The organism is Streptomyces sp. NPDC001933 (assembly GCF_042890955.1).
GTDB lineage: Bacteria > Actinomycetota > Actinomycetes > Streptomycetales > Streptomycetaceae > Streptomyces.
In genome coordinates, this window is the sequence record NZ_JBIASS010000023.1 from 16,551 (window position 1) to 31,560 (window position 15,010).

General features: G+C 69.4%; 10 protein-coding genes and 1 pseudogene. 3 read left to right on the forward strand and 8 right to left on the reverse strand.

Features of this window, described 5'->3' with window-relative positions; translation table 11 throughout:
- Window positions 1-112: 112 nt before the first annotated feature.
- The 8 genes from ACFYY7_RS37170 to ACFYY7_RS37205 all read right to left on the reverse strand — a co-directional run bounded on the left by ACFYY7_RS37170 (window position 113) and on the right by ACFYY7_RS37205 (window position 13,290).
- Window positions 113-3,181, reverse strand: coding sequence for an alpha-mannosidase (locus ACFYY7_RS37170; protein WP_388668259.1), 3,069 nt, complete (start codon window positions 3,179-3,181; stop codon window positions 113-115).
- Window positions 3,182-3,229: 48 nt separating this feature from the next.
- Window positions 3,230-4,909: a glycoside hydrolase family 13 protein gene (locus ACFYY7_RS37175; RefSeq protein WP_388668262.1), complete on the reverse strand. Its 1,680-nt coding sequence runs from the start codon at window positions 4,907-4,909 to the stop codon at window positions 3,230-3,232.
- 49 nt (window positions 4,910-4,958) lie between these two features.
- A complete protein-coding gene (locus tag ACFYY7_RS37180; RefSeq protein ID WP_388668265.1) occupies window positions 4,959-6,716 on the reverse strand; it encodes a beta-galactosidase family protein in 1,758 nt (585 codons plus the stop codon).
- Between the two features lie 54 nt (window positions 6,717-6,770).
- Window positions 6,771-8,756: a glycoside hydrolase family 5 protein gene (locus ACFYY7_RS37185; protein WP_388668268.1), complete on the reverse strand. Its 1,986-nt coding sequence runs from the start codon at window positions 8,754-8,756 to the stop codon at window positions 6,771-6,773.
- A gap of 84 nt (window positions 8,757-8,840) precedes the next feature.
- Window positions 8,841-9,686 carry a carbohydrate ABC transporter permease gene (locus ACFYY7_RS37190; protein ID WP_351265419.1) on the reverse strand — a complete coding sequence of 282 codons (846 nt, stop codon included), beginning with the start codon at window positions 9,684-9,686 and terminating at the stop codon, window positions 8,841-8,843.
- Between the two features lie 5 nt (window positions 9,687-9,691).
- Window positions 9,692-10,681, reverse strand: a complete 990-nt coding sequence (locus tag ACFYY7_RS37195; protein ID WP_388668272.1) for a carbohydrate ABC transporter permease — start codon at window positions 10,679-10,681, stop codon at window positions 9,692-9,694.
- Window positions 10,681-11,952, reverse strand: coding sequence for an ABC transporter substrate-binding protein (locus ACFYY7_RS37200; protein ID WP_388668275.1), 1,272 nt, complete (start codon window positions 11,950-11,952; stop codon window positions 10,681-10,683). Before ACFYY7_RS37200 ends, ACFYY7_RS37195 begins: the two co-directional genes overlap by 1 nt.
- 180 nt (window positions 11,953-12,132) lie before the next feature.
- Entirely contained in the window at window positions 12,133-13,290 is a 1,158-nt protein-coding gene (locus tag ACFYY7_RS37205) for an ROK family protein (RefSeq protein WP_388668278.1), read from the reverse strand.
- Between the two features lie 164 nt (window positions 13,291-13,454).
- Between ACFYY7_RS37205 and ACFYY7_RS37210 the strand changes: the two are divergent.
- From ACFYY7_RS37210 to ACFYY7_RS37220, 3 genes and pseudogenes are all read left to right on the forward strand, one after another.
- Window positions 13,455-14,330, forward strand: a pseudogene (locus ACFYY7_RS37210) (glycoside hydrolase family 36 N-terminal domain-containing protein); the annotation flags it as partial.
- Window positions 14,224-14,718, forward strand: a complete 495-nt coding sequence (locus tag ACFYY7_RS37215) for an alpha-galactosidase (RefSeq protein WP_388668420.1) — start codon at window positions 14,224-14,226, stop codon at window positions 14,716-14,718. The pseudogene ACFYY7_RS37210 and the gene ACFYY7_RS37215, both read left to right, overlap by 107 nt.
- A 27-nt stretch (window positions 14,719-14,745) precedes the next feature.
- Complete coding sequence (locus ACFYY7_RS37220) at window positions 14,746-14,994, forward strand: GH36 C-terminal domain-containing protein (protein ID WP_388668281.1); 249 nt, start codon at window positions 14,746-14,748, stop codon at window positions 14,992-14,994.
- Window positions 14,995-15,010: the final 16 nt, after the last annotated feature.

Below are 15,010 nucleotides of genomic sequence, written 5' to 3' on the forward strand. Positions count from 1 at the left end.
GAGGCGGCCGTCCCCGTCGACGAGGGCCCCGGCGATCTTCGTGCCCCCCGATGTCGAGAGCTCCGTACGCCATCCTTTCCCCTCCTTCCGTCACCCGTTCACCAGTGGTGCGTCACCGTTCGGTATGGGCCGTGGACACAGAGCGCAGCCGGAGGGTGAGGATCTGGAACGGGCGCAGGTTCAGGGACACCTGTCCGGCGTCGGTCTCCCGGGCGGCACCGGATTCCTCGCCGGGGGCGAGCGGGCGTTCCAGGAGATCAGTCACGGTGGCCGACTCCAGCGGGAAGCCCGTGCTCAGCAGGGCCGTGGCCCGTCCTCCGTGTGCCTCGTAGAGGCGCACGACGATGTCGCCGGAGCGGTCGTCGGCGAGCTTGACCGTGTCGATGACGACGGCGTCGTCATCCGTGGCCACCAGGGGTACGACGTCCGCCGAGGAACCGGGCACGGAGCGCTCGGGGACGTTGAAGCCGTATCCCTCGCGCACCGCGTCCGCGATGTCGGCGCCGATCACGAATCCGTACCGCAGGTGGTGCTGGCCCTGGTCGGAGTCCGGGTCGGGATAGCGCGGGGCACGGAGCAGCGAGAGCCGGACCGTCGTGGTGGTGCCGCCGTCGGAGCGGACATCACGCGTGACCTCGTGTCCGTAGGTGGAGTCGTTGACCACGGTCGCGCCCCAGCCCCGTTCTCCGACGTGGAGGAAGCGGTGGGCACAGAACTCGAACTTGGCCGCGTCCCAGCTGGTGTTGGTGTGCGTCGGGCGCTGGACGTGCCCGAAGGGGACCTCCGCGCTGGAGTGGTCGGCCCGCACGTCGAGTGGGAAGGCGGCCTTGAGGAGCTTCTCCCTCTCGTTCCAGTCGATCTCGGTGTCGATGTCCAGGCGCCGGGATCCCTCCCCGAGGGAGATGAACTGTTCGATCCGGGAGTCGCCGAAGGTCCGTACGACCCGCACACCGTCGGTCTCCGCGCGCACCGACTCGGCGTCGCGGAGGTCGTGCACGGTGTTGCGGTAGAAGGCGTCGATGTCCCAGGCGTCGTACTCGTTGGGGAAGTCCTGGTGGAGCTGGAGGAGATTGGCCGCCGTGCCGGGTGCCATGGCCTCGCGGGCTGCGGTGATGTCGTACGCCGAGGTCACCAGTCCCCGGGCGTCGATCCGGACGCGGACGAGCCCGTTGTCGAGGAGGTGGCCGCCCTCGACCGGCACGGGCGCCACGAGACGGTCCGGCGATCCCGTGCACGGCGCCGCACCGAAGGCGGGGATGCCGTCGCGGGTGAACGGGGAGGCGTTGAACACCACCTGCTCCTCGCCCTTCCCGGCCAGGGCGCGCTGGGCGGCGTCGACGATCCCGTGCAGCTCGGCCGTGACCGACGCGTAGGTCGCCTCGGCCTCGCGGTGCACCCACCCGATGGAGGAACCGGGCAGGATGTCGTGGAACTGGTGCAGCAGCACCGTCTTCCAGAGCCGGTCGAGGGCCTCGTGAGGGTAGGCGAATCCGGTGCGGACGGCTGCGGTGGCGGACCACAGCTCGGCCTCCCGAAGGAGATGTTCGCTGCGCCGGTTTCCCTGCTTCGTGCGCAGCTGGCTGGTGAGCGTGCCGCGGTGGAACTCCAGGTAGAGCTCGCCGAGCCACACCGGGGCATCGGCGTACTCAGCGTGCGCCCGCTCGAAGAAGTCGGCGGGGCTCTCGATGGCGACCCGCGGCGAGCCCTCCAGGTCCTCCAGGCGGGACGCCCGGGCCAGCATCTCGCGGGTGGGACCGCCGCCGCCGTCTCCGTAGCCGAATGGGAGAAGTGAGCTGTTGGCCGCCTCCTTGTCCTGGAAGTTCCTCACGGCGTGGGCGAGTTCGGCGCCGGTGATCTCGGCGTTGTACGTGTCGACGGGCGGGAAGTGACTGAAGATGCGGGTGCCGTCGATGCCCTCCCACCAGAAGGTGTGGTGCGGGAACTTGTTGGTGGTGTTCCAGGAGATCTTCTGGGTGAGGAACCAGCGCACGCCGGCCAGCTTCATCAGCTGTGGCATGGCCGCGTTGTAACCGAATGTGTCGGGCAGCCACATCTCCTTCGTCTCGACGCCGAACTCGTCGAGGTAGAAGCGTTTACCGTGGATCAGCTGCCGGGCGAGGGACTCGCCGCCGATGATGTTGGTGTCGGGTTCCACCCACAGGCTGCCGACGGGAAGGAACTGTCCGGTCTTCGCCTTCTCCCGGACCCGGCCGTAGACCTCGGGGCGGTGCTCCTTGAGCCAGGCGAGCTGTTGGGCCTGGGACATGGCGAAGCGGAAGCCGGGGTGGTCGTCCATGAGGTGGGTGACGTTGGAGAGTGTCCGGGCGACCTTGCGTACGGTCTCGCGCAGTGGCCAGAGCCAGGCGGTGTCGATGTGGGCGTGTCCGACGGCGGACATGCGGTGGGCGCTGGGGGCAGCGGGAGCCTCGAGCGCGGGGCGGAGCGCCTTGCGGGCGGCGGCGGCGCTGCCGGACACGTCCTGCAGGTCGATGGTGTCCAGGGCCCGTTCGATGGTCTGCAGCAGCTGCCAGCGGCGTGGTTCGGCCTCGGGGAGTTCGCGCATGAGCTCGCCGAGAACGTCCAGGTCCTGGGCGAGTTCCCACACCGCGGCGTCGAAGACCGCCAGGTCGAGGCGGAGCAGTTGGTAGATCGGAGCGCCGGTGATGGTGGTGCTGTCGTTGCCGGTCAGCCAGGAAGGCCGGTCGCCGGTGTGGCTGGGCAGGTGGTCATCGTTCAGGTTCGGGTTGGCGGCGGCCTCGATGTAGTACGTGAACTCCTCGCCGCCGACCGCCCGGTCGGCCACCGGGATGTAGGCGTTGCGTGGGTTGAGGGCCTTCACGACGGTGCCGTCCGCCCGGTAGACCAGGCCCTCGCTGGAGAAGCCCGCACCGGTGAAGTTGAAGCCGATGTCGATGACAGCCTCGACACGACGACCGGCCCACTCCTCCGGCACCCTGCCACTGATCCGGAACCAGCTCGTGGTCCACGCGGGCCCCCAGCGGTGACCCAGCGTCACCGGCTCGTACGGTGCGGCCAGGCCTTCGGCGACGGGTACGGGCTCGCCCGGGACGTTCCAGATCGCGATGTCGAGCGGGACGGTACGGGCGTGGACGGCGGGTCTGATCCGCTCGTCGAGGACGCGGGCGAGCCGCTGCTCGGTGAGGCGTTGCTTGCTGTGCATCGATGTCTCCGTGGTCGTTCGGGCGAAGGCTGGCGGGGCCGTGGTGCGTCAGGCCGTCCACCACACGGTGGTGTGCGCGGGCAGGGCGAAAGCCGCGCCAGGCGGGCCTTCGACGTCCTCGATCGGGGAGTTGGAAAGCAGCGGGCGCCCTGGCAGGGGGATGGTCAGCGCCCGGTCCGCCGTGTTGGTCGTGCAGACGAAGCCCGGCCGCCGGAAGGCGAGGACGCCGTCGGGTGCGTCGTCCCACTGGACGGTGTCGCCGGCGCCGAGGCCCGGATGCCGCCGGCGCAGGGCGAGCGCCGCACGATACAGCTCCAACGTCGAGTCCGGGTCGCTCATCTGGGCCTCGACACTGAGCATTCCCCAGCCCTCAGGCTGCGGCAGCCAGCTACCGCCCGTTCCGAAGCCGTGCGAGGGGCCGGCGACGGTCCACGGCATCGGCACCCGGCAGCCGTCGCGGAATCCGTCCGTTTCCCCGCTGCGGGCGAAGGCCGGATCCTGGCGCGCCTCGTCCGGCAGGTCGGTGACCTCGGGGAGGCCTAGTTCCTCGCCCTGGTAGAGGTACGCGGAACCGGGCAGTGCGAGCATCAGGAGCGTGGCGGCGCGGGCCCGGCGCAGGCCGAGGGTGCGATCGCCCGCCCGATGGCGCTGTCCCTCGGGCTGCGGACCGGCGAACCGGGTGGCGTGCCGGCAGGTGTCGTGATTGGACAGCACCCAGGTCGCCGACGCACCCACCGTCCGTACGGCCTCCAGTGAGGTGTCGACGACCTGCCGGATCTCCTCGGCGTCCCAGGAGGCGCCCATGAGGGCGAAGTTGAACGTCTGGTGCAGTTCGTCGGGGCGTACGTACAGGGCGGTGCGTTCCGCTGTTGGCGCCCACGCCTCGGCGACCGCAATCCGCTCCCCCGGGTAGGTGTCGAGGATTCGGCGCCACGAGCGGTAGATCTCGTGGACGCCGTCCTGGTCCCAGATCGGCGTGGCCTCGGTGCCGAGCATCCTGCGCTGGTCGGTGCGGCCGATGTCGGGCAGTCCCTCGGCCTTGATAAGGCCCTGGGCGACGTCGACCCGAAAGCCGTCGATTCCCCGGTCGAGCCAGAACCGCAGGATCGAGCGGAACTCGTGCCGTACGGCCGGGTGCTCCCAGTCGAAGTCGGGCTGCTCGGGGGCGAAGAGGTGCAGGTACCAGTCGCCGGGAGTGCCGTCCGGGTTCTCCGTGCGGGTCCAGGCGGGGCCGCCGAATACAGAGGTCCAGTCGTTGGGCGGCAGCTCCCCGCTCGCGCCCTTTCCGGGGCGGAAATGGTAGCGGTCGCGGTACGGCGAGCCCGGTCCCTCCTCCCGCGCGCGCCGGAACCACTCGTGCTGATCGGAGGAGTGGTTGGGCACGAGGTCCACGATCACCCGCATCCCGAGCTCGTGGGCGTACCGGATCAGCTCCTCGGCGTCCGCGAGGGTACCGAGCACGGGCTCGACGGCCCGGTGGTCGGCGACGTCATAGCCCGCGTCCGCCTGGGGGGAGGCGTAGAAGGGGTTCAGCCACAGGGCGTCGACGCCGAGCTCCTTCAGGTAAGGCAGTCGGCTGCGGATGCCGGGAAGGTCTCCCATGCCGTCGCCGTTCCCGTCGGCGAAGCTGCGCGGGTACACCTGGTAGATGACGGCTTCCCGCCACCATCCCGGTGGGGCTGCCGCCGGAGCGACGGTGTCGGGAGCATCGGAAGCGTACGGGAACATCGTCAGTCTCTCTCAGCGGATGGTGGTGGCGTGTCGAGGGGCGGCGGTCTCAGTCCTCGACGGGTCCCAGGTCGGGTGTCCCGCGGAGCTCCACCGTCCGGGTCGTGGAGCCGTGCAGTTCGAGAACGGTGATCTCGTTCCGGCCCGCCCGCAGGACCGGGGCGGGGACGTAGAGCGTGGTCTGCGGACCTCGGGACCAGTAGCGGCCGAGCGCGAAGTCGTTGATCCACACCAGGCCCTTGGTCCAGCCATCCAGGTCGACGAAACCGTCGGCCGGGCGGGCGATGTCCACGTGCCCGCGGTGGAAGGCCGGCCCGACCGGAGGCGCGGAGGGATCCAGTGCCGTGCAGGAGAGCGCGCTCGGGTCGTTCAACGGCAGCGGACGGCTGTACCAGTCCACGAGGATCAGGCCGTTGGCTGTGACGGCACCGAGCAGTCCCTTGCGGTCGTGCATCGCCCGCCCGTAGTTCACACGGCCCTGGTTCTCCACGAGCACAGCCAGCTGGGCGCCCCGCCGGGGGACGAGGAAGGTGAGCGCGTGCTCGTGGTTCTCCCGGTCCAGGACGCCGATCGGCTGCCCGTCGACGAAGACCTGGGCCCGGTCGTGCACCTCCTCGACGCGGAGCACTGTGCGGCCGGCGTCCGGGAGCGTCGTCTCGTACAGGATGAATCCGAAGGACTGACCGAGCTGTTCCATGGTGACCGGGTGGTCGGCGTGCACCGCGGGGCCGCCGAGCAGCTCGATCTGGTCCAGGAGGCCGGCGCAGGAGGAGAGGTCGGCGACGGCCTCGGTGAGCTTGGGTGCGGGCGCGGGGACCGGCTCGTCGGGCACGGGGGCGTACCGGGCGATGACCTCGCGGAACGCCGCGTACTTGGGGCCGGGGTCGCCGGCCTCGTCCAGCGGGGCGTCGTAGTCGTAGGAGGTGACGGTGGGCCGGTAGGTCCCCTTGTCATTCGCACCGTTGGTGAAGCCGAAGTTGGTGCCTCCGTGGAACATGTAGAGGTTGACCGAGGCACCCGCCGCGAGGAGCCGGTCGAGGTCGGCCGCCGCGTCTTCCGCGCTGCGGGTGACATGGGTGCCGCCCCACCGGTCGAACCAGCCGATCCAGAATTCGGAGCACATCAGCGGGCCTTCGGGCTGCTGGGTGCGCAGTTCGGCGAGCCCGGCGTCCACGCGGCTGCCCAAGTTGACCGTGCGCAGGACTCCGTCGAGGCCGCCACGTTTCAGGTCGGAGGGCTGGTCGCAGGTGAAGAGCGGGACGTCCACACCGTGCCGGTGCAACAGTTCGGCCAGTTCGGCGAGGTATCCGGAGTCGTCTCCGTAGGCTCCGTACTCGTTCTCCAGTTGTACGGCGATGATGGGTCCGCCGCGGGTCGAGAGGTACGGGCCCACGGTCGTCAGGAGGGATTCGAGGTAGTCGTCCACCGCCTTCAGGTAGCGGGGATCGCGGCTGCGCAGTTCAATGTCCTGGTCCGCGAGCAGCCACGAGGGCAGTCCCCCGCCCTCCCACTCGGCGCAGATGTACGGGCCGGGCCGGAGCAGGACGTGCAGTCCCTCGGCGGCGGCCAGGTCGAGGAAGCGGGGCAGGTCGAGACCTCCGTCCGCGCGGAACTCGCCGCGCCGGGGCGAGTGCAGGTTCCACGGGACGTAGGTCTCTACCGTGTTGAGTCCCAGCAGCCGCGCCTTGTGGAGCCGGTCGGCCCACTGCTCCGGGTGGACGCGGAAGTAGTGCAGTCCGCCGGAGATGATGCGGAACGGTCGGTCGTCGAGACGGAATCCGTCTGCGGCGATCTCCAGTCGAGGCATGACTGTGGTGCTCCTAGGTGTCGGTGCTGGGGTGCCGGGGCCTGAGGCTGTCGGTCAGCTCAGGGGGCGGCAGAGGAGGGCGTCCGGGACGCCCAGCTTGCCGTGGGCCGGGGCGCCCTGGGTCCGGTTGAAGGTGTAGGCGACGCCCGCGAGGTACTCGTCGGTGCGGCACTGCCCCTTGTAGTCGTAGGGGGCCCAGTCGTTCTTGATCTGCGTCTCGTTCAGCGCCGGGTTGTCACCTCGGTCGAACCAGGCGACGCGGTTGGTCTTCGGCAGTGTGCCGGCCGCGGGTGCGCAGAGAAGTCCGGAGATCGCGGTGTCCCAGAACGCGAATCCGGCCGCGTAGTGGTTTGTGGGGCACTCCAGCTTCTCCCAGTAGGGAGCCCAGTCCTGGGTGACGGTCGTCTGGTCCCTGACGACCACCCAGTCGCCCGAGCCGGTGGCGAGCTTGTTGACGTCGGTGCACAGACCGCGGCGGTTCTCCCGGCTGATGCCGATCAGGCGCTGGCCGTCGGGGCAGGAGCCCTGGAGGTTGCCCGGGGTCTGGACCGGGGCGTGGGCGCGCATCCAGGACGAGGCGTTCTGGTTGCCGGAGGCGACGTTCAGCATGTTCCAGCGGTCGGCCTCGGCGACCTTGCCGGTCTTACCGGTGGCGTTCACGAGCTTGTTCCAGGCGGTGGCGCGCCAGTCACCGGGGTCGAGGACGCTCTGCCGCTTGCCGGCCTCGTCGTAGGAGACCAGCGCCCAGTCGTCATTGATCTTGCCGTCGGTGATCCAGCCGGTCAGCGGCCAGACCGCGAAGTCGGTGTCGTTCTCCACCAGGATGTCGGTGAAGCGGTTGAACCAGTCCGTCTCCTTCTGGTCGGTCTGCCCACGTCCACCCGTACCGAACTCGCTGACCCACACCGGGGCGGTGAAGTGCTGACCGGACTCGGTGACGAACAGGGCCTGGTCGTCGATGACCTTGATCAGGTCTTCGGGGCTGAGGTCGCGGTAGCGCGGGTCGTTGGTCTCGCCGTTCTGCCAACCACCTGTCGAGCCCGTGTGGTTGGGGCCGGTGAAGCCGTAGAAGTGGGCGGAGTAGACCAGCTTGTTGGAGTACATGAGGGTGTTGGACAGGTTGCGGACCGGGGTGAGCGTCGGCCGGCCGTGGGGGAACATGCCCTGGGGGATGCCCTGCCAGTTGATGCCCTCCATGATGACCAGTATGTCCGGGTGGGCATCCTGGATCCTGAGGGCGGCCTCCTGGAACGCCTTGTAGAGGTCGTGCTCGTTGCCCCAGCCCCAGTTCGGGTCGTCGTTCCAGTCCCGGCGGACCTCGTTGCGCAGGTCGGCGCCGACCACCCGCTTGTTCGACTTGTAGCGGTTCACCATGAACCGCCAGTTGTCGACCCACTCCTGTGTGGTCTGGCTGCTGTTCCAGCGCTCGTTGCCGTCGAGGCCGCAGCACCAGCGGTAGGTGGTGGTGTGGTTGTTGAGGATGACGGCGAAGCCGTCGGCGGTCAGTGCGGCAACGACGGCGTCGAACACGTCGAGCGGGGTCTTGCCCTTGAGCTCCGGGTTGGCCGTGACGGCCTCGTCCGGCACCACCGTGTCGTCGTCGATCATCGCATCGGCGTAGGGCAGACGGATGGTGTTGAGGCCGAGAGCGTGGAAGTCCGCGAGGATCCGCGTCATTGGGACGCGGTCCAGGCCGAGCGGGATGTTGTTCGACTTCTGGTCCGCCTGGTGGTTCGCGGGGTCGTTGACGTCGCCGCTGCCCTCCCAGGTGCCCTGGGCGCCGGACCAGTTGCCGGCCTTGAGCTTGAAGCGGTTGCCGTCGGCGTCGACGATGTACCGACCGCGCGTGCTCAGCGGTCCTCGCCAGGACGCGGCGAGTTGCTCCCCCGTGAGCACGGTCGTCACGGTGGTTTCGGCGGAGGCTGCGGCCGACGTCGTGCCGGGCGTCAGGCCGACGAGGAGTGCCGCCGCGGCCAGAACTGCGGGCAGTGCCCGCCCGATGCCTCCTCGGCCGGCGGAACTGCGACTGATCGATCTCATGGTGCTGCCCTCCAAGGCGTGGAATGTGAAGGAGGTGCTGCCATACCGGACCGGCGGTCCGGAATCGGGGAGCCGAAGGGGTCGTCAGCCCTTGAGGCCGGTGTGGGCGATGCCTTCGACGATGTGGCGCTGGGCGACCAGGAACATGACCACCAGTGGGGTTATGGTCACGACGGCGCCCGCGAACAGGCCGGGCAGGTTGATGGTCTGCGCCGTCAGGAAGGTGGACAGGGCGATCTGCGCCGTCCAGGAGGACGGGTCCTGGCCGATGACCAGGGGCCACAGGAAGGCGTTCCAGCTGTCGATGAAGGCGAGCGCGCCGAGGGAGGCGAGCATGGCTCCGGACGACGGCAGGGCGATCCGGCGGTAGAGGCCGAGCCAGCCGAGGCCGTCCAGGCGGCCGGCTTCCTCGATCTCTCGGGGGAACTGCAGATAGAAGTTGCGGAACAGCAGGACCGCGAAGGGGCTGAAGAGCCCGGGGGCGATGATGCCCCACAGGGTGTTGATGCCGCCGAGCGAGCCCACGACGACGAAGGTGGGCACGAAGGTCGCCGAGCCGGGGATCATGAGCGTGGCCAGGACCAGGCCGAGCGCGACGCCACGTCCGGGCACGGGGATGCGGGCGAGCGCGAATCCGGCGGCCGAGGCCAGCAGAGTCGACACCGGCGCCGTGATCGCGGCGATCAGCAGGGAGTTGGCCAGGGACCGGCCCATGTCCAGGGTGGGGTCGCTGAACAGGGAGGTGAAGTTCTCCCAGTGCATCGTCGAGGGCCACCAGGTCCACTCCGGCGCCGTCAGGGTCCGCGTGTCCATCAGCGCGTTGCGCAGCATCAGGTAGAAGGGGGCCAGGAACACCACCATCAGGACTCCGGCCAGCAAGCCGCGCGCGGGACGCCGCAGGGCACGCGCTCCCTCTCGTACGGTCGTCACCGGTCTCACTCCTCGCTCTTTCCGAAGCCCGTGATCCGCCCCTGGACCAGCGTCACTCCGACGATCAGGGCCGTGAGGACGAAGGCGCCGGCCGATCCGAGACCGTAGTTCTGGACGCCCATCGCGGTGTCGTAGAGGTACATCAGCGGGGTCTTCACCGGCGCGGTGCCCGTTCCGGAGAGACCGCCGCCGAACAGGTTGTAGAACTCGTCGAACGCCTGGAAGGCCGCGATGAACAGCAGCATCAGCACGGCCACCGAGGTGTTGCGCAGCATCGGCAGGGTGATCCGGCGCAGCAGACGCAGCCCGGTGGCTCCGTCCAGGGCCGCGGCCTCGTAGATCTCCTTCGGGATCGCCTGCAGGCCCGCGAGGAAGAGCACCATGTAGAACCCGACCTGGAGCCACAGTCGCAGGGTCACCAGGACGATCCAGTACAGCGGGGGCGAGCTGGTCTGCAGCCAGGGGACGGCCTCCATCCCGAACCAGCCGCCGACCGTGTTGGCGATGCCCGCCGGCATCCCGCTGAACAGGGACATCTTCCACAGCAGCGAGGCCGCGACGTACGAGACGGCGGCTGGGATCAGGAACGCGGTCCGCAGGACGGCCCGGCCCCGCCGGATCCGGTGCACGAGGAGCGCGAGGCCGAGCGAAGCCGCGAACGTGATCGGCACGATGAACAGGGTGAACAGCAGGATCTTGACCAGCGAGGTCCGGAAGACGGCGTCGTCGAACAGCTGCCGGTAGTTGTCGATCCCCACCCAGTCGCCGAGCGCGATGGTGCCCTGGGCGTCGCTGAGGCTGAGCAGGAAGCTCCAGGCGATGGCGACGTACTTGAACACTCCGAGGCCGATCAGCATCGGAGCGGTGAGCAGGGCGAACGCGCCCCAGGCACGCAGGTCGGCGCGGCGACCGCGGGTCCGGGCGGGGCCCCGCGGTATGTCCGCGGGGCGCCCTGCTCTCTCGGAGCGTGGCACGGAGTGCGTGGTGGCATTCATCAGGACAGCTGCTTGTCCACGGCGGTCTGGGCCTGTCGGGCCGCATCGGCGAGGAGCCGCGCGGGGTCTCCCTGGCCGGCGACGATCTTCGCGGCGGCGGCGCCGAACGGGGTGCCGGAGGCGGAGTCCCACGTGTTCGGGTTGCTCCTGCCGTACTTCGCGGCCAGCTCGACGGCCTCCTTGGCAACTCCCTTGCTGAGCTTGCCGGCCGTGGCGGCGACGGACTTACGCGGCGGGACGTGGAGGCCGTAGCTCTCGGACCAGTCCTTCTGGAGATCGGTCTGCTCGATCCAGAGCCACTGGACGAACTTCTTGGCCGCGTCCACGTTCTTGCCCTTGGCGTTGACGCAGCTCGTCCAGCCGCCGACTCGCAGGACCGGAGCACCGCCGGCCTTGAAGGCGGGCCACGGCAGGATGCCGAAGTCGTCGCCGAGTGCGTCCTTGATGGCGGGCATGGCCCAGAGCCCACACCACTGCATCGGCACGACGCCCTGGGCGAGGGCCGAGGGATCCCACCAGTCGGTGGTGAAGCCCAGCAGCAGGGACTTGTCGTCGTGAAGGCGCTTCAGGGCTGTGACGGCCTCGACGGCCTGGGGCGAGGCGAAGGCCACCTTGCCGTCGGCGACCAGTTCGCCGCGGTTGGAGAACACCGAGAGGGCCGGAGTCTCGCCGACTCCGTCGTTGCCGACGAACAGCCCCTTGCTCTTCTTGGTGGTCAGAGCCTTGGCGGCGGTGACGAGCGCGTCGAAGGTGGTGGGCGGGGTGATCCCGGCCTTGGCGAGGGCGCTCTTGCGGTAGTAGAGCATCTGGACGTCGTCGAGCATCTTGACGCCGTAGAGCTTCCCGTCGACGGTCACCAGGTCACGGTCGCCCTGGTTGAAGTCGTCCTTGGCGCTTCCGTACTGCGCGTCGAGTGCGGCGACCTGGCCGCGGCGGGCGAGTCCTTGCGTGAAGTCGCCGTGTTCGAAGACATCGGGTGCTGCGTCGGTGAGCAGCGACGCGTTGAGCTTGGCCGTGTAGTCGCCGGGCACCCAGGTGACCTTGACGGCGATGTCCGGGTTCGCCTTGGTGAACTCGGTGGCGTAGCGGGTGAGGGCCTGCTGGGTGCCGGCCTCCCCGTAGGCGTGGGACCAGACGTTCAGGGTGGTCTTCGCTCCGGACGAGGAGCCGTCGGTCGGGCTGGTGGTGCAGCCGATCGCCGTTCCGGCGACGAAGAGGAGGGATCCTCCGAGGAATCCTCTGCGGCTAAGCTGGGCTCTCTGTGCGCTCATGTCGTTTCCTCGCGTGGTGATGTGGGCGTGCGGGTTGTGTTGTCCGGCGGGGCCGGTGTCCGACGTTCACAGCTGGCAGGCGGTGACGGACACCGGTCACGCCGGGGACGTGGGCCGATGACCGGTAACCCGGTCAGACGGCGCTCATGGTGTGGCGGTTCGTCGAGGTCCGCGGTGTCTTCACGGGAAGAGCGCTTGGACGCTGACGACGGCGGCGGCTCGGGCCCATTCCTCCCAGGGCAGAGGACGCAGGGTCAGCGGACATTTCGCGGCCGCTTTGAAGCAGCGCGCGTCGTAGGTCCCCTTGATGTGTGCTCCGAAGAGGTCGTAGGTCTCGAGCCCTTCTCCGGTGACGACGACACGTTCGGGGCCCAGGAGGCTCACAAGGGTGGCGATGCCGACGCCGATGGCCTTACCGGCTCGGACGAACGCCTCCCGCGCGGCGGGGTCTCCGTCGCGGGCGAGGCGGACCGTGCCGTCGAAGTCGAGGTCCTTTCGGCCGGTGGCTCGGCGCACCGCGCCGAGGATGGCGTCACTCGATGCGATCGCCTCGACGCAGCCGATCCCACCGCAGTGGCAGCGCGGCCCCGCCGGATCGACACTGATGTGTCCCATCTCGCCGGCGACCCCGTACGCACCGTCGACCAGTTGGCCATTGACGACTATGCCGGAGCCGATGCCCGCGCCGATAGTGACCAGCGCGAAGTACTCGGTCCCGATGCCCTCGCCGAACCAGTGCTCGGCGACGGTCAAGGCTTTGACATCGTTGTCTATCACAACGTTCAGCCCTGTCGAACGGGCCACGATGTCGGCGAGCGGCACATTGCGCCAGCCGGGGAGCACCGAGTAGCGCACGCTCCCCCGGGGCCTGTCGACGTCTCCGGAGACGGCGATCCCCAGGTTTCGCGTCCGGGCCCGGAACTCCGGTTCCGCATCGAGCAGTTCGTCGACCATGTCAGCGATCAGGGCACACACCGCCATCGGTTCGCGGTCATCCAGCGGGCGGCTGGCATGAACACGGGGCCGGGACCGCAGGTCGCACACCGTGCCGTACAGGGTGTCGGCACTGATCTTCACACCGACGAAGAACTCGCGGTCCGGGGTGACGGACAGCGGGTTCACCGGGCGCCCGGCCCCCGGAGCGGTCCGCTCCGGAGGAAGTTCGTGCAGGTAGCCGCCGTCGATCAACGGCCTGGCAGCCTTGGTCACTGCGGTCGAGGACAGCCCTGTGCGCCGGGCCAGCTCGACCCGACTGAGCGGGCTCTCGGCCAACAGGAGGCTCAGGACGGCGATTTCGGCCGGGGCGGTGACCAACGGCCCTGATTGCTTTGGAAACACGACGGCAACGTAAGGCAAATAAATAAGTTCGTCCAGTATTGATTTTCGCGGACCGTGACCCTACTCTCGGGTCACTTCCGGGCCTCGCCTGGGGCCCTGCCGGCGGCCGCCCCTCCGTCGCGCATCGATCCGCATGTTCGCTCGACAGCTTCCTGGGACCACTCGTGCCTCGAACGTCCTCGACCGTTACGTTCGACCGCGCCCTCGGGCTCGCGGTCCTCCGGACCCCCACAGCGTGTTCGCCCTACGCATCGGCTCCGACGGCAGCCCCCGACATCTGTGCTGGGGGCCCGGCCTCGACGACGCAGAGCTCAAGGCGCTGCCCGACGCCGCCTCCCCCGCGGCCAAGCAGCTTCGAGGCCGACGCCGCCCCGGACGAACTCGCTCCGCAGACCGTAGCCCGCTTCGGGCCGGCAAGCCTCCAGGTCTGCTTCGCCGACGGCACGCGGGGCGCCCAGTGGCACTTCACCGGCCACCACATCGAAGACGGGCAGATTCGCCTGCGCCTGACCGACCGTCACTACTCGCTGACTGCCGAGCTCTGCTACCGGGTCCGCCCCGGCAGCGACGTCATCGAACGCTGGGTGGAACTCACCCACACCGGGGCCGAGGACGCCGGTCCGATCACGGTCGACCGGCTGGACTCCGCCTCCTGGACGGCGCCGCCTCTGCCCGACTACCGCCTCAGCCACCTCGTCGGCGGTTGGAACAGCGAGTTCCAGCTGCAGCGCGACCGGCTCACGGTCACCGAGACCGTTTCACCAGCCGCTGCGGCGTCACCAGCGACCACGCCAACCCCTGCCCATCCGGACTGGGTCGTCCACACACCGACCCGGGAGGCCACCGAGCTGCGCAATCAGCTCATGCTGAACTTCGCCCGCCCCGAGGTCGAGGCGTGGGCGCTAAATAGCTTGGACCGACTGGTTCGTGACCATGCCGTCGACTGGCTCAAGTGGGACGCCAACCAACTCGTCACCGAGGCAGGTTGGCCGGGACATCCCGACCCCGACCGGCTGTGGATCGACCACACCCGCGCCGTGTACCGCATCATGGACCGCTTGCGCGCCGACCACCCCGGCCTGCGGATCGAGGCCTGCGCGGGCGGGGGGCGGCCGGGTCGATCTCGGCATCCTCGCCCGCACCGACCAGGCCTGGACCTCCGACAACACCGACCCCGTCGACCGGATCGGCATCCAGCACGGCTTCAGCCAGCTCTTCCCCGCGCAGACCGTGGCCGCCCGAGTGACCGACAGTCCCAACACCGCCACCGGCCGAGCCACTCCCCTGCGCTTCCGCTGCCACGTGGCGATGGCCGGAGCGCTCGGCCTCGGCGGAGACCTCACCCGCTGGTCCGAGGAGGAACTCGACGAGGCAGCGGCGCTCGTCGCCCGCTACAAGGAGATCCGCCCCCTCGTACAGCACGGGTGACAGCATCGCCTGAGCGGCTCCGGCGGCGTGACGGGCGTGCACTACGCCTCCCAGGACGGCGCCGAACACGCCGTTCTCGCATGGCGCCCCACGACCCGCTTCGGCCACCCACCCACAGCACTCGTCCTGCCGGCCCTTGACCCCACGGCCCGGTACCCGGACCTGGACGCAGGCACGCCCCACAGCGGCGCCGTCCTGGTACGACGCGGCATCGGCCCGGCCCTGCCCGCCGGCGACTACGCCAGCTCGCTGATCCGGCTTCGCCGGACCGCCTGAGTACCAGGTTCTGAAC